Origin of the sequence: Aeromonas sp. FDAARGOS 1402 (genome assembly GCF_019046925.1) — a bacterium.
GTDB classification, from domain to species: Bacteria; Pseudomonadota; Gammaproteobacteria; order Enterobacterales; family Aeromonadaceae; genus Aeromonas; species Aeromonas caviae.
Genome location: NZ_CP077201.1, coordinates 3,364,471 through 3,385,109, shown reverse-complemented (window position 1 = coordinate 3,385,109; position 20,639 = coordinate 3,364,471). Strand labels below are relative to the sequence as shown.

17 protein-coding genes are annotated in these 20,639 nt (G+C 62.1%); 12 read left to right on the top strand and 5 right to left on the bottom strand.

Annotation, left to right across the window (positions count from 1 at the left end; genetic code table 11):
- Positions 1–141: 141 nt before the first annotated feature.
- The 5 genes from dcuC to I6L32_RS15990 all read left to right on the top strand — a co-directional run bounded on the left by dcuC (position 142) and on the right by I6L32_RS15990 (position 6,626).
- Complete coding sequence (gene dcuC / locus I6L32_RS16010) at positions 142–1,494, top strand: anaerobic C4-dicarboxylate transporter DcuC (protein WP_010674486.1); 1,353 nt, start codon at positions 142–144, stop codon at positions 1,492–1,494.
- Positions 1,495–1,584: 90 nt separating this feature from the next.
- Entirely contained in the window at positions 1,585–3,234 is a 1,650-nt protein-coding gene (locus tag I6L32_RS16005) for a bifunctional UDP-sugar hydrolase/5'-nucleotidase (protein ID WP_128313209.1), read from the top strand.
- 280 nt (positions 3,235–3,514) lie between these two features.
- Entirely contained in the window at positions 3,515–5,158 is a 1,644-nt protein-coding gene (locus I6L32_RS16000) for a hypothetical protein (RefSeq protein WP_109112257.1), read from the top strand.
- Between the two features lie 131 nt (positions 5,159–5,289).
- Positions 5,290–5,793: a M48 family metallopeptidase gene (locus I6L32_RS15995; RefSeq protein ID WP_010674483.1), complete on the top strand. Its 504-nt coding sequence runs from the start codon at positions 5,290–5,292 to the stop codon at positions 5,791–5,793.
- 20 nt (positions 5,794–5,813) lie between these two features.
- Positions 5,814–6,626: a DUF2927 domain-containing protein gene (locus I6L32_RS15990; RefSeq protein ID WP_236749303.1), complete on the top strand. Its 813-nt coding sequence runs from the start codon at positions 5,814–5,816 to the stop codon at positions 6,624–6,626.
- Positions 6,627–6,898: 272 nt separating this feature from the next.
- Here the strand turns inward: I6L32_RS15990 and I6L32_RS15985 are convergent, their stop codons facing one another.
- Positions 6,899–7,153, bottom strand: a complete 255-nt coding sequence (locus tag I6L32_RS15985) for a DinI family protein (protein ID WP_010674481.1) — start codon at positions 7,151–7,153, stop codon at positions 6,899–6,901.
- A gap of 225 nt (positions 7,154–7,378) precedes the next feature.
- Between I6L32_RS15985 and I6L32_RS15980 the strand changes: the two genes are divergently transcribed.
- Positions 7,379–7,648 carry a type B 50S ribosomal protein L31 gene (locus tag I6L32_RS15980; protein WP_039040091.1) on the top strand — a complete coding sequence of 90 codons (270 nt, stop codon included), beginning with the start codon at positions 7,379–7,381 and terminating at the stop codon, positions 7,646–7,648.
- The gene (gene ykgO, locus I6L32_RS15975; protein WP_010674479.1) at positions 7,645–7,770 is read left to right on the top strand and encodes a type B 50S ribosomal protein L36; all 126 of its coding nucleotides are present in this window, start codon (positions 7,645–7,647) and stop codon (positions 7,768–7,770) included. Before I6L32_RS15980 ends, ykgO begins: the two co-directional genes overlap by 4 nt.
- A gap of 68 nt (positions 7,771–7,838) precedes the next feature.
- Here ykgO and araC read toward each other — a convergent pair whose 3' ends face one another.
- The 4 genes from araC to I6L32_RS15955 form a co-directional block, all read right to left on the bottom strand.
- Positions 7,839–8,750 carry an arabinose operon transcriptional regulator AraC gene (gene araC / locus I6L32_RS15970; protein WP_039040092.1) on the bottom strand — a complete coding sequence of 304 codons (912 nt, stop codon included), beginning with the start codon at positions 8,748–8,750 and terminating at the stop codon, positions 7,839–7,841.
- Positions 8,751–8,882: 132 nt separating this feature from the next.
- On the bottom strand, positions 8,883–9,884 hold the full coding sequence (gene araH / locus I6L32_RS15965; protein WP_010674477.1) for an L-arabinose ABC transporter permease AraH: 1,002 nt from the start codon (positions 9,882–9,884) through the stop codon (positions 8,883–8,885).
- Between the two features lie 48 nt (positions 9,885–9,932).
- Entirely contained in the window at positions 9,933–11,429 is a 1,497-nt protein-coding gene (araG, locus tag I6L32_RS15960) for an L-arabinose ABC transporter ATP-binding protein AraG (protein ID WP_010674476.1), read from the bottom strand.
- Positions 11,430–11,495: 66 nt separating this feature from the next.
- The gene (locus tag I6L32_RS15955) at positions 11,496–12,479 is read right to left on the bottom strand and encodes an arabinose ABC transporter substrate-binding protein (protein ID WP_039040094.1); all 984 of its coding nucleotides are present in this window, start codon (positions 12,477–12,479) and stop codon (positions 11,496–11,498) included.
- Between the two features lie 360 nt (positions 12,480–12,839).
- Between I6L32_RS15955 and I6L32_RS15950 the strand changes: the two genes are divergently transcribed.
- The 5 genes from I6L32_RS15950 (at position 12,840) to I6L32_RS15930 (ending at position 20,555) form a co-directional block, all read left to right on the top strand.
- Entirely contained in the window at positions 12,840–14,516 is a 1,677-nt protein-coding gene (locus I6L32_RS15950; protein WP_128313210.1) for a ribulokinase, read from the top strand.
- The gene (locus I6L32_RS15945; RefSeq protein ID WP_128313211.1) at positions 14,513–15,211 is read left to right on the top strand and encodes an L-ribulose-5-phosphate 4-epimerase; all 699 of its coding nucleotides are present in this window, start codon (positions 14,513–14,515) and stop codon (positions 15,209–15,211) included. The genes I6L32_RS15950 and I6L32_RS15945 overlap by 4 nt, the downstream gene beginning before the upstream one ends.
- Positions 15,212–15,225: 14 nt before the next feature.
- Positions 15,226–16,725 carry an L-arabinose isomerase gene (gene araA / locus I6L32_RS15940; protein WP_128313212.1) on the top strand — a complete coding sequence of 500 codons (1,500 nt, stop codon included), beginning with the start codon at positions 15,226–15,228 and terminating at the stop codon, positions 16,723–16,725.
- Positions 16,726–16,956: 231 nt separating this feature from the next.
- Positions 16,957–17,571: a class I SAM-dependent methyltransferase gene (locus I6L32_RS15935; protein WP_236749304.1), complete on the top strand. Its 615-nt coding sequence runs from the start codon at positions 16,957–16,959 to the stop codon at positions 17,569–17,571.
- Positions 17,568–20,555, top strand: a complete 2,988-nt coding sequence (locus tag I6L32_RS15930) for a DEAD/DEAH box helicase family protein (RefSeq protein ID WP_236749305.1) — start codon at positions 17,568–17,570, stop codon at positions 20,553–20,555. The genes I6L32_RS15935 and I6L32_RS15930 overlap by 4 nt, the downstream gene beginning before the upstream one ends.
- The last annotated feature ends 84 nt before the right edge of the window (positions 20,556–20,639 follow it).

The following is a 20,639-nucleotide window of genomic DNA, read 5'->3' as shown; positions in this document are numbered from 1 at the left end:
GCTGCCATCGAATGGATGGTGAAATACTCCTTAGTGGGTAATATCCGCAGTGTTTTTGTTGGCCGATGCCGGATAGTCCAGCGCAACCCTCTGGTGAGCCCTGGCAGGCCCCCCCCTCATTTCAACTCTTGGGAAGGTTTTATGATAGAACTCCTGATCGGCACCCTGGTCACCCTGGCCGTGGGTCGCTACATCTTCAAGGGCTACTCCGCCACCGGGGTACTGCTCAGCGGCGGCCTGCTGCTGCTGGCGATCACCGCCCTGATGGGCAAGGCGGTGCTGCCGGCGAGCGTCCCCTCCACCGGCCACATGGCCACCGACATCTTCGAATACGTGCGCTTCCTGCTGGTCGACAGGGGGGGTGGCCTCGGCATGCTCATCATGGTGCTGTGCGGCTTTGCCGGCTACATGAGCCACATCGGCGCCAACACCATACTGGTGAAGCTCGCGAGCAAGCCCCTCGGTGTCATCAAGTCCCCCTACATCCTGCTGGTGGCCGCCTATCTGGTAGCCTGCGCCATGTCGCTAGCGGTGAGCTCCGCGACCGGCCTCGGGGTTCTGCTGATGGCCACCCTCTTCCCGCTGATGGTCAACATGGGGATCTCCCGTGGCGCGGCGGCGGCGGTGTGCGCCTCGCCGGCCGCCATCATCCTCTCCCCCACCTCGGGGGACGTGGTGATGGCAGCCCAGGCCGCGAACATGGAGCTCATCGAGTTTGCCTTCAAGCTGACCCTGCCCATTTCCCTGGTGGCCATCGCCGCCATGGCGGTGACCCACTTCTTCTGGCAACGTTATCTGGATCAGAAGGCCGGGGAGCACAACGCCGCGGTCGCCCCGAGCGATCTCGTCACCGACGCCCCCGGCTTCTACGCCATCCTCCCCTTCACCCCCATCATCGGTGTGCTGCTGTTTGACGGCAAACTGGGGCCCAAGCTCGATATCGTCACCATCATCGTCATCTGCCTGGTGCTGGCCGCCCTGCTGGAGCTGGTGCGCAAGCGCAACGGCCGCGAGCTGCTGGACGGACTGCAGGTGTGCTGGCGCAACATGGCAGACGCCTTCGCCGGCGTGGTGATGCTGCTGGTGGGTGCCGGGGTCTTTGCCCAGGGTCTGATGGGGCTCGGTTTCATCGCCAACCTCCTTGATCTGGCCCAGAGCTTCGGTACCGGCGGCATCGTCATCATGCTGGTGCTGGTGGTCATCACCACCCTGGCGGCCTTTACCACGGGTTCCGGCAATGCCCCCTTCTACGCCTTCGTGGAGCTCATCCCCCATTTGGCCACCAGCCTCGGCGTCAACCCGGCCTATCTGGTGATCCCCATGCTGCAGGCATCCAACCTCGGCCGCACCATCTCGCCGGTCTCCGGGGTGGTGGTCGCCTGTGCGGGGATGGGCAATCTCTCTCCGTTCGAGGTGGTCAAACGTACCTCGCTGCCGGTGGCCGTCGGCCTGCTGGTAGTGATCCTCGCCACCCAGATCATGGTTCCCGCCTGACTCTTTACCGGCCCGGCTGCCGCCGGGCTGGTATCCCCCCCACCCCATGCAGTAGACTCGGTGCTCTTTTTTCCTAAGGAGGACCGAGCCTTGAGTATGACGGTTCAACTTGCCCACTTCAGCGACTGCCACTCCCATTTCGATGGCGCCCCCATGCGCTTCTCCCCCGATGGCGAGTCCGAATGGCGCACCCAGTGCGGCGGCTATGGCCGCATCCTGACCCGGCTCACCGCCCTGCGCCAACAGGCCGAGGCAGCCGGCCAGACCTGCCTGCTGCTGCATGGCGGCGATACCTTCCAGGGGTCACTTTACTTCAACCGTTTCAAAGGGCGGGCCAATGCGGACCTGCTGGCCCTCTTGCGACCGGATGCCATGGTGATCGGCAACCACGAATTCGATCTGGGCAACGGGCCGCTGGTGGAGTTTTTGCGCCAGCTCGATTTCCCGGTGCTCGCCGCCAACATCGACAACCGTCAGGAGCCCGCCGATGCCCAGCTGCGGCTGCAGGGACTGCCGCAGCTGTTTGACGCGAGCCGCCCCTGGCACAAGCGCGTCATCGACGACGTGCCCTTCGCCCTGCTCGGCATCACGCTGCCGCAGATGGCCGCCATCGCGAGCCCCGATCCCCACACCCGTTTCCACGGTATCGAAGAAACCTTGAGCCGCGCCCTCGAAGAGATCAAGGCCGAGGGGATCAACCACATCATATTGCTGAGCCACCTGGGTCTGGAGCAGGACAAGCGACTGGCGACCCGCTTCCCCGAGCTCAGCCTCATCGTCGGCGGGCACACCCACAGCCTGCTGGGGGATCTGGCGCCGCTCGGGCTCGACAGCGAAGGCAGCTATCCCCTCATGGTGAACGGGGTGGCCATCCTGCACGCCGCCCACAGCGCCCTCTGTCTCGGGGTGTGCGAACTCACCTTCGACGAACAGGGACGCGTGTGCCAAAGCCGCGGCCAGCTGGAGTGGTTACCCTGGGATCCCTGGCCCTTTGCTTCCCCACCTCCTGCGGGGCTGCACTTCTGCGAACCGGCCCCCGAGCTCGAGCTGCATCTGGCCCGGCGTTATCGCCCCGAGCTCGAGACCATGACCCGCCGCATCGTGACCCGCCTCGCCGGGCCACTGCACCATCAGCGGCTGCCCGATGCCACCCAGCCCGCCGGCAGCCAGGTCGCCCCCCTGGTAGCGAGCGCCATGCTGGCCAGTGCCCGCGAACAGGTGGGTCAGGTGGACTTTGCCCTGCACAATGCCGGGGGCGTGCGCTGCTCCCTCGAGCCCGGCCCCCTGACCGAAGCAGACGTTGCCGGGCGCCTGCTGCCCTTTGCCATTCCCCTTACCCTCTACCGGGTACACGGCCATGAACTGGCCGAGGCGCTGGAGGGGGCCATCGACAACGCCACCAACAACGGGGTGACGGGCAATGGCAGCGGCAGCTTCCCCTATACCGCCGGGGTGCGCTTCTGCTATCAGGCTGACAGGCCCAAAGGGGAGAGGATCACTCGCCTGGAATGGGAAGTCAGCCCGGGTCAGTGGCAGCACGTCGAGCCGGATGCCATCTATCGCGGGGTCTCCAGTGCCTATACTGCCTCCGGCAAGGAGGGCTACACGGCCCTTGCCCGCACCCTGACCCAGCACAATCAGGAGCTCGGCATCACCCTGGCGGATGCCTTCCTGCGCTGGGCACGCCACCTGCCGGAACTCAGCCCCCTGCCGGCCCTGGTGGAGTATCACGGCCAGTGAATCTGGCATCGACCCATCCCGGGTCGGTGCCGCCTTTCCCCCGCATAGGGGAATCCTGGTCCGCTCCCAGGCGCAGGCCCCCCTACCATGCAACCTCAGGCTGTGACGCCCGACTGCGCCTGCCCTGTCTTGTGATGGGGCCTGCCAATGCAGCCAGAGGCGTGAAAACGATACTTTTACGAATTATTTCAGGTGCCTACACTTCTTCCATTGCATCGTGCAGCCCGGCTCGGCAAGATAAGCCCGCTTTTTCAGTCTTTCCCGCAGGAACAGGTCACCCATGAATCACGCCATCCGCTTTACCCCGCACCGCCACAATCCCGGGATCAGGCCGTCGGTCATCTTGCTCACCGCCCTGATGGCTCTGCTGTTCTGTCTGCGCAATCCGCTGTTCCACGGCATGGCCCCGGGATTTGATGCCTCCCTGTTTGCGGTGATGGGCAAGATGTGGAGCGAGGGGGGCGTACTCTATCGGGACATGATCGACATCAAGGGTCCCATGATATTCGCCCTCGATGCACTGGGTTATGGCCTTGGTGGCTTCTTCGGGATCTGGCTGCTGGAGTGGGTGCTCTGCTGGCTGGGCCTCATGGCGAGCTGGCAGGCTTTTTCGCAGCTCGGGCTCTCGGTGCGGGCGCGACTTGGCAGCATGCTGGCCCTGCTGGCGCTCTACAGCACTCGCTACTACTACGGCAACATGACAGAGGACTGGACATTCCATCTGGCCCTCATCGCCCAGTGGGCTTTCATCACCTTGCTGCTGGACAAGCGATTCAGCTGGGGACCGGCTCTGGTCGCCGCACTCACCTTCGCCATCGTGGCCTGGATGCGCACCAACAACGGCGCCTTCTGGGGGGCCTGGTATCTGGTGCTCTTCTGTCACTGGTGCCTGCGCGAGCAGTGGCGCTGCGCCTTTGCCCTGCTCTTTTCCAGCCTGCTTGGACTGGCTCTCGTCGGCGGCCCGCTCTATGCCTACTTCCAGCACCACGACGTGCTGGCAGAGTTCAAATACTACGCCTTCGGCATCTTCTTTGAAGGGAGCTACGGCAACGGCTTCTCTCCTGAGGTGGGCGCCGTCGGTCTGCTGCGCACCGGCCTCATCATGCTACTGCCCGCCTTCCTCGTGCTGATGCTCGGGCGCCGCCAGGAGTGGTATCTCCCGGCGCTGTGCGCCACCCTCCTGGGGGTGCTGTTCACCCTGATCGCCAACTCGGTCTCCGGACATGTGTTCGATCACTATGACGTGCTCTATCTGCAGCTTGGCCTGCTGCCGCTCGCCTGCCTGCTGGACAGAAGCGAGCAGCGCTCCGATGCCCTGGGGCTGCTTTGCATCTCCCTGGTGGTGCTGACCGCCAGCTGGCTGCTGGCCCAGCAGCTCGGTTACGGCTGGAGCACCAAGGAGTGGTCTCTGGAGCGGGTGCGCGAGGTGCTCGGCAACAGCCTGCTGTGGGCCTTGCCCGTGCTCATTCTGGTCCCGCTCTGGCGCGCCTGGGACGTGCGAAGCGCCACCCCCTGGCTCGCCTCGCTGGCCATGCTGGCGCTGCTGGTCAACAACGCCTGGGAAGGCAACCTCAAGGGCAGGCCGTTCAATCCCCCCGCCCAGGTCAGGGTCGACCGTATCCTCGCCGAGACGACCCCCACCGACAAGATCTGGGTCGATGGCATCCAGCCGCAATACTACCTCTGGACCGATCGCCAGCCGGCCTCCGCCTATCTGTTCTTTGCCAACGTCAACCCGCCCTACGATGTGCGCGAGCGGGTGCTGGCTGACATCCAGCGCCAACACCCCAAATTCATCATCGCCAAACCGGAGCGGGTGGCACAGGAGCTCAAGACTCCGACCTCCCCCTCCCACCTTGCCTTCTACCAGTATCTGGCAGGTCAGTATGAAGAGGTGGACCCGGGCCTGTACCGGCGCCGCTAATCAGGCACACAGAAGGGGCCATCCTGGTGATGGCCCCTTTTCGTTGCCGTCATAAAGAGGGGGGCCGACCATGTGCAAGGGGCCCCATCCTGACTACAATGGCGCTCTTTTTCGCGGCAGAGGGAAGAATCATGGCGGAGCTGACTTATCTGGGGGGCTATCCGGAGCCACTCAAGGCTCAGGTGCAGCAGTTGATTGCGGCGGGCAAACTCGGCGAGATGCTGGCCAAGCGCTACCCCCAAACCCACCTCGTCCAGAGCGATAAGGCGCTGCTCGCCTATACCATGGAGCTGAAGAACCGCTACCTGAAAAGCTCGGCGCCGCTTTCCAAGGTGATCTTCGACGGCAAGATCAACGTGATCAAGGATGCCCTGGGACTGCACACCTATGTCAGCCGGGTGCAAGGCAGCAAGCTCAAGGCCAAGAACGAGATCCGCATCGCCGCCCTGTTCAAGGAGGCCCATCCCGCCTTTCTGAAGATGATAGTGGTGCATGAGCTGGCCCACCTGAAGGAGAAGGATCACAACAAGGCTTTCTACCAGCTCTGCCAGCACATGGAACCGGACTATCATCAATTGGAGTTCGATCTCAGGCTCTGGCTCACCTGGCGTGATATCGAGCGTACCGCCCGCTGATCCCCTTGCAAGGAGGCAAGATGCGCCCATGGCACACACCTGTCCAGCCCGTTCGCCATGGGCACTGGTTGCTCCAGGGGCTGATGCTCTGGCTCTTCTCACTGCCGCTGTCGGCCACCGAACGCTGGCAGCGTGATGACTACCTTGTCCAGAGCTTCATGGAAATCGCCATGAAACGGGAGTATGGCCATGAACAACAGGAGCACTTCTCCCGCTGGCCGGGCCCCGTGCGTCTCAAGCTCGTCAACGAATTCGGCGACAAGCCGCTGCAGGCCGAGGTCGTCAAGGTACAGACCCGTCACCTGAGCAGGATCACCGGTCACCCCATCGAGATTGTCAGCGACAACCCCAATCTCACCCTCATCATGACCCGGCACAAACAGATGGCGAGCTGGGCTGCGCGCACCATGCGCCAGGACGAGTCGGTGCGCATCGCCCTCAAGGAGGGGATCTGCCTGGCCAATTTCGCCACCAACGCTCGCTACGAGATCACCCGTGCCACCATCATCATTCCGGTGGATTACAGCAGGGCAAAGGGCCGTTTTCTGGATTGCGTGGTGGAAGAGTTGAGCCAGGTGATGGGGCTGCCCAACGACTCGGACAAGGTGTTCCCCTCCATCTTCAATGACAGCAGCATCGACAGCTTTCTGACCGGGCTCGACTACGTGTTGCTCAGGCTTGCCTACCACCCGGCATTGCAACCGGGTATGACGTCAGACGAGGTACGCGCGGCGCTCCCCGCGGCCCTCAAGGCACTGCGTGCCAATGGCGACATCGCACAGGCCACCCAACGGGTTCAGGTCGACAGCCTCAAGCGTTGGGCGGGACTCTGAGCGCAGCCAGAGACATTACTCTTTCGCCTTTCGCCTTTCGCCTTTCGCCTTTCGCCTTTCGCCTTTCGCCTTTCGCCTTTCGCCTTTCGCCTTTCGCCTTTCGCCTTTCGCCTTCATGGTCATGCGCTTACCCCATCAACGCAACACGCAGCCCATGGCTGCGTGTTTTGAAGAGCGGTTCGGCAAAGCCGGTACAGGGATCATCACCCGGCTGGAGGTTCCTCCTCTCGGCCTGGCAGATCACGACGATGCTTGTTGCTGAGAGCTTATCTTCAGGCCTCCAGAGCCTCTTCTTCCGGCATCCAGCTATCAGCGTTTTCCCACACCTCCTGAACCATGGCTTCGGCCAGCTCCTTGTCTTCCTTGCTGGCGCGACTGACCGTCAGAGCCATGGCACTACCCGGTGCCACCCGCACATGCAGATCGGGAAAGCGCTCACCCAGTTGCTTGAGCAGCTCCTGGCGCAAGGCCTCCATGGTCGAGGTGGGGATCTGGTGTTTTCTGTCGATGATGATTTCCAGGCGCATAGGGTACGTCTCCATGATAATTAACTGTATTTTTATACAGTAATTTTGAAAAGTAAAGATGGTGGCTGCACATAGGCCCTCACCGCCCATGCCTTCTCGCTGACGATGTGCAGCCGAACGGCCCCGATTTTCTCCCATCGCTGTCATCATGGAAAAAACAGTTGATATTGATTCTCATCCATCGCATTATCCATGCCTTGTTATAACATAACAAAAGAGGCAATCATGCGCCCCCATATTCACCCTGAATACCGCAAGGTTCTGTTCCACGATCTCGCCAGCAATACCTACTTTCTGATCGGCTCCACACTGGCCACCGATCGCACCAGAGAGTGGGAAGATGGCAACACCTACCCCTATGTGACGCTGGATGTCTCCAGCGCGTCCCACCCCTTCTATACCGGCAAACAGAAGCAGGTCGGCAAGGAAGGTCAGGTCGCTCGCTTCGGCCAGCGATTCGGTCAGTTCTTCAGCAAAGGAAAAGAGAAACAATGAAAGTCCTCGCCTCCCTGAAATCCGCCAAGTCGCGTCACCCGGACTGCCAGATCGTGCGTCGGCGCGGCAAGCTGTTCGTCATCTGCAAGAGCAATCCCAGGTTCAAGGCTCGTCAGGGCTGATTGCGCATCCGCCCCTCATGGATAACAAAAGCCCTCGTCATGAGGGCTTTGTCATCTCTGGGCTCTGCTCACAGCGGGGTGGCGCATTTGCGGTATTCGGTAGGGCTGACCCCTACCCGCTTTCGGAATACCCGCGAGAAGTAGAGCTGATCGTCATAGCCCACCTGCTGGCCTATGGTGGCGACCGACAGCGGCGTGGTCTGCAGCAACAGCTTGGCCCGCATGATGCGCTGATCCTCGCGCCAGCGCACTATGCTCACCCCCACCTGCTCGCGAAACAGGTGCGCGAGGCGCGAGGGGGACAAGAACACCTGCTCCGCCAGCGCTTCCACCGAGATCTCGGCCGAGAGGGACTCGCTCAGGATCTGGCACGCCTCGTGGACCCGGTGATCGATGGCGGGATAGGCATTCTGGGACGATGCCTCGTAGCAGCGGATGAGCAGCCGCTCCAAGAGGTTCATGGCCAGTTGCTCCGACATGGGCCGCAGCTGCTTGTGGGTCTCCTCGATGTCGAGGAAGAGGGCGTCGAATTCGGTGAGCAGCTGGTTGTCCGCCAGTTGCAGTCGCCCCACCTGCTCCGTCACCTGGGGCCACTTGAGCCAGTCAGCCCAATAGGCCCGCGGCCGGAAATAAACCCAGCGGTGATACCACTCCCGGGCATCCGGCGCCCGGCCGTAATGGTGCACCGCCGCTGGTGGAAAGAGCAGCAGGTCCCCGGGCTCCACGGTGAAGGCCTTGTCCCCCTGAAAGATCTGCCCCTTGCCCTTGATGGTCAGATTGACGATGAACCCCTTCATGCCGTGGGGCCTGTCGATAGTGAAATCCAGAGCGCTCCCCTGCTCGATGGGAGTCATCCCCGAGACCAGGAAGACGTCGAAGGCGTAGCCAGGCAGCAGGGGATTGAGTTGTTTCGGCTTCTCTTTTTGCATCGAGGACATGGCGGAAAACAGGGTTTCGGTAAAAAAGTCGACATGGGCCATTGTAGAGATCCGGCGTAGGAACCCCCTATGTTCGCAAGCTGTTCGTTGTGAAATTGTTGAACTGGCTCACAGCTTGCCGGGGAAAACACCGGGCCGGCGCGAGGCCGGCCCGGTGACGAGGAAAAACATCGCTCAGATACGGGCTTTGCGCACCTGCTTGTAGCGGTCGAACAGCACGGCGGCGAGCAGGATAAGGCCACGCACCACGTACTGGGCAAACGGGGAGATGTTGAGCAGGTTCATGGCGTTCTCCATCAGCCCCAGGATCAGCACCCCGGCGATGATGTAGGAGATCTTGCCGATCCCCCCCTTCATGGAGACCCCACCCAGCACGCAGGCGGAGATCACCACCAGCTCGAAGCCGATGGAGGTCATGGGCTGACCCGAGGTCATGCGGGATGCGAGGATGATGCCGGCGAGCGAGGCGATGAGCCCGGTCATGGTGAAGATGATGATCTTGGTGCGCACCACGTTGACCCCGGCCAAACGTGCGGCCTCCTCGTTGCCACCCATGGCCAGGGTATTGCGCCCAAAGGTGGTCTTGTTGAGCAGCAGACCGAACAACACGAAGCAGACCGCCGTCAGCCAGATGGGCGTCGGGATGCCGAGCAGGGCGGAGTTGCCAAGCTCGAAGAAGCCCTCCTCCACGATGCCCACCGCCTTGCCGTCGGAGATGATGTAGCCCACCCCGCGCGCCATCTGCATGGTGGCAAGGGTGGTGATGAGGGCGTTGATCTTGAATTTGGCCACGACGATGCCGTTGATGAGGCCAAAGACAAGGCCCACCGAGAGACCGGCCAGAATGCCGAGGGGGATGCTCTCGGTGGCGTTGATGCCCACCGCGCAGGCAACTCCGGAGCAGGCCACCACTGAGCCCACCGACATGTCGAACTCGCCGGAGGCTAGGCAGAACAGCATGCCGCAGGCCACCATGCCCGACATGGAGACGGCAAGCCCGAGCCCCCGCATGTTGATAAGGCTGGCGAAGTTGGGGACCAGTACGCAGGCGAGCAGGAACAGGATGGCGAAGATCACCAGCATGCCGTACTGATCCCAGATGCGGGTCAGTTGCAGGCGGGTACCGCTCGCCGCGGTGTCGTTGGCGGCTTGGCCGACCGAGGTCGTTGTTGTCATGGTATTTCTCCTGAAAATTCCGGGTGCTATCTCGTTGCGGTCAGCAGATCAACGGGCCGGCATGGCCAGATTGAGCGCCTTGACCTCGTTGGCCTCGTCGTGGGAAAGCTCGCCGGCGATCTCCCCCTCCCGCATGACCAGGATCCGATCCGCGATGCCCAGCACCTCCGGCAGCTCGCTCGAGACCACCACCACGGCGATGCCCACCTTGGCCAGATCGTAAATCACGTTGTAAATCTCGTTCTTCGCCCCGACGTCGATGCCCCGGGTCGGTTCATCGAGCAGGATCACTTTCATGTCTTCCGACAGCCAGCGCCCCAGAATGGCCTTCTGCTGGTTGCCGCCGGAGAGGTTCATGATGGCCTGCTGGGGAGACGGGGTCTTGACCCGCATGTCGCGGATCCTCAGCCTCGCGTTCTCGTCTTCCCACTTCTGGTTGATCCAGAAGCCTCCCCACGCGTGGTGGCGGCGGGCGCTGATGTTGATGTTCTCCTGCACCGAATGGATGGGGATGATGCCGAGCGCCTTCCTGTCTTCGGTGCAGAGCATGATGCCGCTGCGAATGGCGTCGATGGGGCTCTGAATGACTACCTGTTTGCCAAACACCGATATCTCGCCCCCTCGAGGTGTCTCGGCGCCGAAGATAAGCTTCATCAGCTCGCTGCGCCCGGCCCCCACCAGCCCGAAGATGCCGAGGATCTCCCCGCGTTTCACCTCGAGCGACACCGGCGCCTTGAGGCCGGGTCCCATCAGGTGTTCCACCTTGAGGCCCGCCTCGCCAAGCGGCCTTGGGCTGTAGCCATAGATGTCGGTCAGCTCGCGCCCCACCATGGTCTTGACCAGCAGATCCCGGTCCACCTCGGCCATGGAAGCGAAGGTGCGCACGAACTGGCCATCCTTGAACACCGTGATGGCATCGCACAGGGCGAAGATCTCGTCCATGCGGTGGGAGACGTAGAGAATGACCTTGCCCTCGTCCCGCAACTGGCGGATGACCCGAAACAGCTGCTCAATCTCGCGGGACGACAGGCTGCTGGTCGGCTCGTCGAAGGCGATGACGCTGGCGTCCCGTGTCAGGGCCTTGGCGATCTCCACCATCTGCCACTGACCCAGGGACAGGTACTTGAGCGGCGTCTCGGGGGAGACATCCATCCCGAGGCGTGCCAGCTGCCTGGCTGCATCCTGATAGAGCTTCTCCCGATCGATGACGCCGCGCCGGGTCGGCAACTGCCCCAGGTAGATGTTCTCCGCCACGCTCATTTCAGGGACCAGGTGCAGCTCCTGATAGATGATGGCGATCCCGCTCTCAAGGGCATCGACCGTGTTTTGGAACACTTTCTCCTGACCCGCCAGCTTCACCACCCCGCGGGTGGGCGCCTGAAAACCGCTCAGGATCTTGAGCAGGGTGGACTTGCCGGCACCGTTCTCTCCCATCAGCGCGTGTACCGTGCCCTGCTGGCAGGCGAAGGAGACGTTCTGCAGCGCCTTGACGCCGGGAAACTCCTTGCTGATGCCGCAAAACTCCAGATATGGAACTTGATTCATGAGATGACTCCAGCCAGCCGGCACGGCGCACTCCGCCATGCCGGCATGGGTATCAAGGGATGGGGATCACAGCCCTTTCTTTTGCAGCTCGGCCTTGAAGTTGTCGCGGGTGATGAGCACCACGTCGGTCACCTCGGTGAACTTGGCAGGCTCGGCGCCGTTGACGACCCAGTCATGGAGCATCTGGATGCTCTTGTAGCCGTGTACGTCCGGGCTTGGCAGCAGGGAGCCGAGGAAGCCGGTGGCGCTGGACTTGGAGAGCTCGTTCACCGCATCCACCCCGTTGATGCCGATGCCGATGACGTTCTCCGCCTTGAAGCCCTGCCCTTCGGTGGCGCGCACGCCGCCGAGCACGGTGTTGTCATTCATGCCGACGATGAGCCAGTTCTTGACCTCGGGGTGTTGCACCAGCATGGAGTTGGCGGCATCCAGCGCCCCCGGAATGTCATTGCTCTTGGTGGGCGCGCGGAAGATCTGGCCCTCGGGGAAACCGGCGGCCTTGAGCGCGCCCAGGGAGCCCTCGACCCGGCGACGGGCGGTGTCGAGCTCGTCGGCGGTGATGGCGAGCACCCCGGTCGCCTTTACGTCCCACTGGCGCTTTTGCATCTCCTTGTAGAGCTCCTGCCCCTGACGCTCGCCAATCTTGGTGGCGGCCATCATCACCAGCGGCACCTGCTCCATGGGCTGGCCCTTGGCGTTGACGAACTGGTCATCCACCGTGATGACCTTCAGATCCATGCTGTTGGCCTTAGCCATGATGGCGGCACCGAGTTTGGGATCCGGGGTACAGATGACGAAGCCCTTGGCGCCATTCGCCGCCAGACTGTCGATGGCATTGAGGGTCTTCTCCCCGTCAGGGACGGCTATCTTGATCACCTCGAAGCCCAGATCCTTGCCCGCCTTGTCGGCGAAGTTCCACTCGGTCTGGAACCAGGGCTCCTCGGGCTGCTTGACCAGGTAGCCCAGCTTCAGCGCTTCGGCCGAGAAAGCAGAATTTGCCATACCAAGGGCGAACCCCATCGCGATCATACCTTTAACGATTTTGTTCATGCGAATGTCTCCAACGGTTCTATCAATCCATGTATCCACGCAGTGCTGCTCGTTGAGTCAATCAAGTCGCAGCCATATAAAAACATGCTTAAACAGGACGTTATTGTTGTTGCTGGTTGAGCGAACCAAGTTGTAATCGTTTTCACAATTAAAAATGGAGAGCAGGATCACGCCATGAGATTGCAGCCATTTCGTCTATATAATTAGCAATTTCGTCACATATTGAATTTTAGAGAGCCGTCACCCTGTCGCACTGACAGCGTTAAAATCCATATTTCCAGCAGCCAATGGCTAACCGCCCCTCCTGCCCATCTCCTATGGTTCCCCCCAGTCACCCCTCATTGATGGTCAGGAGCACTTATGTCTGAGCACATCGTCATCGGACTCGATTTCGGCAGCGACTCGGTCAGGGCACTCGCCGTGCGCTGCCAGGACGGCGCCGAGCTGGCGACCCATGTCGTCTATTACCCGCGCTGGCAGGCAGGCCACTACTGCCAACCGGTCAACAACCAGTTCCGCCACCACCCCCTCGACTATCTGGAGTCCATGGAGCAGGCGGTAGTGGCGGTGGTGAGCCAGCTCACGCCGAGTCAGCGCATCGCCGTGCGCGGCATCGGGGTGGACAGCACCGGCTCCACCCCCGCCCCCATCGACAGAGAGGGGCGCGTGCTGGCCCTGCGTCCGGAGTTTGCCGACAACCCCAACGCCATGTTCGTGCTGTGGAAGGATCACACCGCCATCGAGGAGGCGGAGGCCATCACCGCCCTGTGCCACGGCGGCCAGTTCCCCGACTACAGCCGCTACATCGGCGGCATTTACTCCTCCGAGTGGTTCTGGGCCAAGATCCTGCACGTCTCCCGCGCCGATGCCGCCGTGCGCGCCGCCGCCTGCAACTGGGTCGAGCTGTGTGACTGGGTCCCCGCCGTCCTGAGCGGCACCCAGGCCCCGGCCACCCTCAAGCGCGGGCGCTGTGCCGCCGGCCACAAATCCCTCTGGCACCCGAGCTGGGGCGGCCTGCCCCCCGCCGACTTCCTCAATGCCCTGGATCCCCTGCTGACGGAGGATCTCGACTTCCCCCTCTTTACCGACAGCTGGACCGCCGATCTCCCGGTCGGCACCCTGACCCCGGAGTGGGCGGAGCGGCTGCACCTCTCCTGCGAAGTGGTGATTGCCGGCGGCGCCTTTGACTGTCACATGGGGGCGGTGGGAGCCGGGGCCGGCAACAATGCGCTGGTGAAGGTGATAGGCACCTCCACCTGCGACATCCTGATCGCCGACGAAGCCACCATAGGTGATCGGGCCATTGCCGGGATCTGCGGCCAGGTGGATGGCAGCGTGGTGCCGGGCATGGTGGGGCTGGAGGCGGGACAGTCCGCGTTCGGTGACATCTATGCCTGGTATCAGCGCCAGCTCGGCTGGCCCCTTGACAGCCTCGCCGCCCAGTATCCGGAGCTTCGCACCGCCATCGAGCGCCACAAGCAGGCCCTGTTACCCAGCCTCGCCGCCGCCTGGGATCAGCAGCGCGACCTGGCGCACCTGCCGGTGGTGCTCGACTGGTTCAACGGCCGGCGCACCCCCTATGCCAACCAGCGCCTGCAGGGTACCCTCACGGGGATCAACCTCGGCACCGATGCCCCCGATCTCTTCGGCGCCCTGGTGGCCTCCACCGCCTTCGGTGCCCGCAGCATCATGGAGTGTTTGACCAGCCAGCTGGTGCCGGTGGAGCAGGTGATCGCCCTTGGCGGCATCGCCCGCAAGTCCACCACCGTGATGCAGACCTGCGCCGACGTGATGAACAGGCCCATCCAGGTAGTGGCCTCGGATCAGTGCTGCGCCCTGGGGGCGGCCATCTTTGCCGCCGTGGCGGCCGGGATCCATCCCAATGTGGCCAAGGCCCAGCACCACATGGCGAGCGCCGTGGAGCGCACCCACCAGCCACACCCCGAGCGAGTCGCCGAGTATGAACGCCTCTACCAGCGCTACCTCGCCTGGGGCGCCGCCGCCGAACCCCTCTACAACCGGGGGGTGCCGGCATGAACCTCAAGACCCTCAAGGAGCAGGTGCTCGCCGCCAATCTGGATCTGCCGCGCCATGGCCTGGTGACCTTCACCTGGGGCAACGTGAGCGGCATCGACCGAGAGCGCAATCTGGTGGTGATAAAGCCAAGCGGCGTCAGCTATGAGCGGATGCGGGTCGAGGACATGGTGGTGCTGGATCTGGCGGGCAAGCAGGTGGAGGGGGACCTTCGCCCCTCCTCCGACACCGCCACCCACCTGGTGCTCTATCGCGCCTATCCGGAGCTTGGCGGCGTGGTGCACACCCACTCCACCCATGCCACCGCCTGGGCCCAGGCGGGGCGCCCCATCCCCATTTTCGGCACCACCCAGGCCGACTACTTCCACGGCGAGATCCCCTGCTCCCGCCTGCTCACCCCGGGTGAAGTGGAGGAGGATTACGAGGGGCTGACCGGTCATCTCATCGTCGAAACCCTCAAGCAGACCCCCATCCTCACCATGCCGGGGGTGCTGGTGGCCAACCACGGCCCCTTCAGCTGGGGCAAGAGCGCCGAGGACGCAGTGCACAACGCCGTGGTGCTGGAAGAGGTGGCCCGCATGGCCTGGCTCACCGACCAGATCAACCCGGGGGCCCGCCCCCTGCCCGATTACCTGCTGGAGAAGCACTACCAGCGCAAGCATGGCAAACACGCCTATTACGGCCAGACAAAAGCCTAAAAGAGGACAAACTCATGGAATTGATGAAACAGCTGGAAGTGTGGTTCCTGGTCGGCAGCCAGCACCTGTATGGCGCCACCACATTGAAGCAGGTGGCCGATCACGCCCACACCATCGCCAGCCAGCTCAACGAGGGGGCGAACCTGCCCCTCAAGATAGTGCTCAAACCCACCGGTACCACCCTGGATGAAATCAGCGCGGTGGCCCGGGATGCCAACCACGACGAGCGCTGCGCCGGGCTCATGGTGTGGATGCACACCTTCTCCCCCGCCAAGATGTGGATCCCGGCGCTGAGCCAGTTGCAAAAGCCCCTGTTGCAGTTCCACACCCAGTTCAACCGGGATCTCCCCTGGAGCGAGATCGACATGGACTTCATGAACCTGAACCAGACCGCCCACGGCGGGCGCGAATTCGGCTTCATGGGGGCCCGCCTGCGGCTGCCCCGCACCGTGGTGGTGGGCCACTGGCAGGATGAAGAGGCCAGACAGAAGATTGGCAACTGGATGCGCATCGCCGCCGCCATCCACGACAGCCGCCACCTCAAAATCGCCCGTTTTGGCGACAACATGCGCAACGTGGCGGTCACCGAGGGCGACAAGATTGAGGCCCAGATCCAGTTCGGCTATCAGGTGAACTACCACCCGGTCGGCGATCTGGTCAAGGTGATCGACGCCGTGCCCGAGAGCGACATCGAGGCGCTGCTGGCCGAATATGAGGCGACCTACACCCTGACCGAGGCGGTGCAGGCGGGCGGGGGGCTTCGTGCCTCCCTGTATGAGGCGGCGCGCCAGGAGCTGGGGATGAAGAAGTTCCTCACCGACGGTGGTTTTGGCGCTTTCACCACCACCTTTGAAGATCTCTATGGTCTGCACCAGCTGCCGGGCCTCGCCTGCCAGCGCCTGATGGAGCAAGGCTTCGGTTTTGGGGCAGAAGGGGACTGGAAGACCGCGGCCCTCTTGCGCACCCTGAAAGTGATGGGATATGGCCTTGCGGGGGGAGCCTCCTTCATGGAGGACTACACCTACCACCTGGAGGCGGGCAACAACCTGGTGCTGGGGGCCCACATGCTGGAAGTCTGCCCCTCCATCGCCGCAGGCAAACCCGTGCTGGACGCCCAGCACTTAGGCATAGGCAAGAAGGCCGATCCGGCCCGCCTGCTGTTCGCTGCCCCCGCCGGCAAGGCGGTCAACGCCAGCCTCATCGATCTCGGCAACCGCTTCCGTCTGGTGGTCAATCAGCTGGAAGTGGTGGACCTGCCAGAGGCCATGCCGAAACTCCCGGTGGCCAGCGCCCTGTGGAAACCCCTGCCGGACCTGCAGACCAGTGCCGAGGCCTGGATCCTGGCGGGCGCCGCACACCACTCGGTGTTCACCCAGGCGGTGGACATCGAGCAGCTGCGCACCTTCGCCGACATCATGGGTATCGAGTTTGTGGTCATCGACGAGCATACCCGCATCCCCGCGCTCAAGGAGCAACTGCGCTGGAACGAGGTCTACTACAAGATCTGCCAGTGACCCTTTAATCGGCCAGCGGCCAGCGGCCATCACCATGACTGTATGGTTATGGTATTCGCCTGACAACAGCCCCGCCAGCGGGGCTGTTTCTTGATGACGAGTCGAGCTTGTCATACAGGGTGCACCCTTCACTCATCCCTTGCCGGGGCAAACGCCACTCTTGACATGACGATTTAATTAACCTGCTGTTTAAGCTGAATATTTCCATTGGTTTATCGTTTTTGATAGGGTATGGCTACCTTTCCAGCCGACCCAGCCATCATGTCCATCGCTTACTATGATCAGCACGCCCGCGCATTTGCCGACAGTACCTTGAGTGTCGATATGCAGCCTCTCTATCAACACTTTCTGCCGCTGCTGCCACCCGGTGGCCATATCGTCGATGCCGGTTGCGGCAGCGGACGGGACAGCCACTTTTTCATGGCGGCGGGATTCAGGGTCACGGCATTCGATGGCAGCAAGAAGCTGGCGGCGCTGGCCAGCCACTATATCGGCCACGCGGTGGCGGTATGTCGGTTCGAGCAGTTTCAGGCCAGCGAGCCGGTGGACGGGATCTGGGCCTGCGCCAGTCTGCTCCATGTGCCGTTGGCGGACTTGCCTGCCGTCATGGGGCATCTGGCCGTTCAACTGAGAGCTGGCGGCCACTTTTATTGCTCTTTCAAGTACGGCCGTGGCACGCTTGCCCGTGACGGGCGAACCTTCACGCAACTGGATGAAGATGCCCTTCACGCCCTGCTGAGCGAGTTGCCTCTGGTCGCCATCGATGTGTGGCAGACGACCGATCTGAGACCGGGCAGAGCCGAAGAACGCTGGCTCAATGCCGTACTGCAGGTCAAACAGCCATGAACTCGCTGATGCTGGTCGGCGGCGGACACGCAAGCGATCCCCGTTTTACCGACCCCCTGCTCCCCCATCTGCTGGCGGCACTGGCCGAGTGCGGACAAGGGGCGCGGATCGAGCTATGCGTCTCGTTCATCCGGCAAAGCGGTCTGTTGCTGCTGCGTGAGGCGCTGCAGCAGGCACAAGCCAGAGGGGCGCACTTGCGCGTCATCACCTCCGACTATCTGGACGTGACCCAGCCGGTGGCACTGCGCGAGCTGCTCAAACTGGATCCCGCCCGCACCACGGCCCTTGTCTATCAGAGCGCAGGAAACCGCGGCTTTCACCTCAAATCCTATCTGTTCGTGCGCCAGCATTGCTCACACCACCTCTGCGGCCGGGCCTTTGTGGGCTCGAGCAATATCTCGGCTGCCGCCTTGAACGACTCGCTGGAGTGGAACTGGTCTCTGACCGTGGATGACTCGCCCTGTGTCGAGGCACAGCAGAGCCTGCAACAGCTGATGACACAGGTTGAACTGCTGGCAAGGGATCCACGGGTAGTGCCGCTGACTCACCGCTGGATTGATGCCTATCTGGCGCGCTATCAGCAGAGCAGCTTGCGGGAACTGAGGGCCCTGACCGGTGACAAGACAAAAGATGCCGAGGCACTGCGCGAACGGCCAATGCCCAACAAGGTGCAGCTGGATGCCCTTGCCGCGCTGCATGCCACCCGCAACGCGGGTTACCAGCGGGGATTGGTGGTCATGGCGACCGGTCTTGGCAAAACCTGGCTGGCCGCCTTCGATGTACACCAGATGCAGGCGGCTCGCTTGCTGTTTGTTGCCCATCGGGAAGAGATCCTGACGCAGGCCAGAGCCACGTTCCAGCGCCTGTCTCCCTCGGCCCGTATCGGCCTCTATCAGGGGGAGCAGCAGGAGGATGTGGACTGGCTGTTTGCCTCCATCCAGACGCTGGGCAAGGGCCGGCATCTGCTGCGCTTTGCCCCCGACCACTTTGATTACATCGTTGTTGACGAGTTTCATCATGCCGCCTCCCCCTCGTATCGCAGGTTGCTCGATCACTTTCAACCTCGCTTCCTGCTGGGATTGACCGCCACACCGGATCGAACCGATCAGGCCGATATTCTGGCGCTCTGTGACAACAATCAGGTCTTTGAATGCTATCTCGCCGAGGCCATTGAACAGCATTTTCTGGTGCCGCTGGTCTACCACGGCATCCTCGACGACACCATCGACTATGCGGCCCTGCCCTGGCGAAATGGCCAGTTTGACCCGGATGCGTTGGAACATGCCTTCGCCAGTCAGCGGCGGGCACAACACGCCCTGCACCAGTGGCAAAAGCTGGGTCAGCAACGCACGCTGGCCTTTTGCATCTCCATTCGCCATGCCGAGTTTATGGCCCAGTGTTTCACTGCGGCCGGAGTCAGGGCGATGGCCATCCATGCCCAGTCATCCCTTGACCGCACCTGGGTACTGAAACAGCTGGAAGCGGGAGAGCTCGACATCATCTTCTCGGTCGACCTCTTCAACGAAGGCACAGACCTGCCCGCCATCGATACCATACTGATGCTGCGCCCGACGGAGTCTCGCATTGTCTTCCTGCAGCAACTGGGACGCGGATTGCGTCTCCATCCGGGCAAAGAGCGGCTGCAGGTGATCGATCTGGTGGGCAACCACAAGGCCTGCCTTGGCAAACCTATCTTGCTGGAACAGCAGTTGACCTACCGCCATGGCGTGCACGGCGAACCCGTACTGGCGCCTGGGTGCTTTATCAATCTGGATCCTGCCCTGCTGCCCATGCTGGATCGCCTCAACGCCACGCGCCGCCCGCCACTGCTGCAAACCTATCGCGAACTCAAGGAACAGTTCGGCTACCGACCGACAGCCCACCAGGTCTGGCAAAGCATGCAGGTCAATCAGCTTGAATTCGATACCCGCGCCTTTGGTGGCTGGTTCGCACTGGTGGCACAAGAGGGCGATCTGGACGCAACCAGTGAGCAGGTTTGGCAGCAACTGCGGGAATTTCTCCATCTCGCCGTTGAAACCACCCAGCTGGCGAAAAGTTTCAAGCTTATTTTGCTGCAGGCCCTGCTCGAGCTGGACGGGTTGCGCTCGCCGCCGACCCTTGCCGAGCTGGCCAGCCACTCCCGCTACCTGCTGGAACGCCATCCCCGGCTGTTGAAACTGGATCTGCCCGATCCGCAACAGCAGCTTGCCGCAGACAGCGCAAGCTGGTTGCGCTACTGGCGCAATAACCCGATAAAACACACCACTGGTGAGAATAACGCTGCGCGCCGCCGCTACTGGTTTGTGGTCAAGGATGATCGTTTTTGCACGGATTTCGCGCTCAATGAGACGCAGATAGATCAGCTCCACCATATGATGCAGGAGCTGCTGGACTTGCGCATGGCTCAGTATCTGGCCCGCAAGTCTCGGATTCGGTCGGCACAAAGCACGGCGTCATCAGACACTGGCGAGCGTGCAGAGGTTGTGGCGCTGGGCAGCCTCCGCCAAACAGCGCCTCTCAAGCCGGAGAACAGCGCGGTGGAGAGCGGCTCCTTGCTCTCCTACTTCCCCAATCTCAAGATTGCCTGCGGCCACTTCAAACATGGTGACGAGAGTGATATGGCGCTGCAGCGCCTCGACAGCAGTTGGGGAGAACTTGATCCCAAGCGCCACTTCCTAGCCCGCGCCAGCGGCAATTCGATGGATGGCGGCAAACAACCGATTGTGGATGGCGATCTGCTGTTGCTGGAGTGGATCACCCCGGACAGTGCGGGCTCTATCACCGGCAGTATCATGGCGATCGAGCAAGAGGATGAGAGCGGCCTGAATCAATACCTGTTGCGGGTTGTCACCAAAAACAGCGCGGGCCAATACCGTCTTAAAGCCAATAACCGCGACTATCCCGAGCTGTCTGCCCACGAAAATATGCGGACATTCGCTCGCTTGAAAAACGTAATAAAAATCGATGAAAGCAGGGCAAAGTAGATCCTCATATCGTATCCACTATATGTTTCAGAACTGGCGTGATTGTTACGTGTTTTATAACCGGACCAACTCAGGATCCTGTAT

Coding starts and splice junctions, on each gene's coding strand:
- dcuC (WP_010674486.1), top strand. CDS start 142: ATGATAGAACTCCTGATCGGCACCCTGGTCACCCTGGCCGTGGGTCGC.
- I6L32_RS16000 (WP_109112257.1), top strand. CDS start 3,515: ATGAATCACGCCATCCGCTTTACCCCGCACCGCCACAATCCCGGGATC.
- I6L32_RS15995 (WP_010674483.1), top strand. CDS start 5,290: ATGGCGGAGCTGACTTATCTGGGGGGCTATCCGGAGCCACTCAAGGCT.
- I6L32_RS15990 (WP_236749303.1), top strand. CDS start 5,814: ATGCGCCCATGGCACACACCTGTCCAGCCCGTTCGCCATGGGCACTGG.
- I6L32_RS15985 (WP_010674481.1), bottom strand. CDS start 7,153: ATGCGCCTGGAAATCATCATCGACAGAAAACACCAGATCCCCACCTCG.
- I6L32_RS15980 (WP_039040091.1), top strand. CDS start 7,379: ATGCGCCCCCATATTCACCCTGAATACCGCAAGGTTCTGTTCCACGAT.
- ykgO (WP_010674479.1), top strand. CDS start 7,645: ATGAAAGTCCTCGCCTCCCTGAAATCCGCCAAGTCGCGTCACCCGGAC.
- araC (WP_039040092.1), bottom strand. CDS start 8,750: ATGGCCCATGTCGACTTTTTTACCGAAACCCTGTTTTCCGCCATGTCC.
- araH (WP_010674477.1), bottom strand. CDS start 9,884: ATGACAACAACGACCTCGGTCGGCCAAGCCGCCAACGACACCGCGGCG.
- araG (WP_010674476.1), bottom strand. CDS start 11,429: ATGAATCAAGTTCCATATCTGGAGTTTTGCGGCATCAGCAAGGAGTTT.
- I6L32_RS15955 (WP_039040094.1), bottom strand. CDS start 12,479: ATGAACAAAATCGTTAAAGGTATGATCGCGATGGGGTTCGCCCTTGGT.
- I6L32_RS15950 (WP_128313210.1), top strand. CDS start 12,840: ATGTCTGAGCACATCGTCATCGGACTCGATTTCGGCAGCGACTCGGTC.
- I6L32_RS15945 (WP_128313211.1), top strand. CDS start 14,513: ATGAACCTCAAGACCCTCAAGGAGCAGGTGCTCGCCGCCAATCTGGAT.
- araA (WP_128313212.1), top strand. CDS start 15,226: ATGGAATTGATGAAACAGCTGGAAGTGTGGTTCCTGGTCGGCAGCCAG.
- I6L32_RS15935 (WP_236749304.1), top strand. CDS start 16,957: ATGGCTACCTTTCCAGCCGACCCAGCCATCATGTCCATCGCTTACTAT.
- I6L32_RS15930 (WP_236749305.1), top strand. CDS start 17,568: ATGAACTCGCTGATGCTGGTCGGCGGCGGACACGCAAGCGATCCCCGT.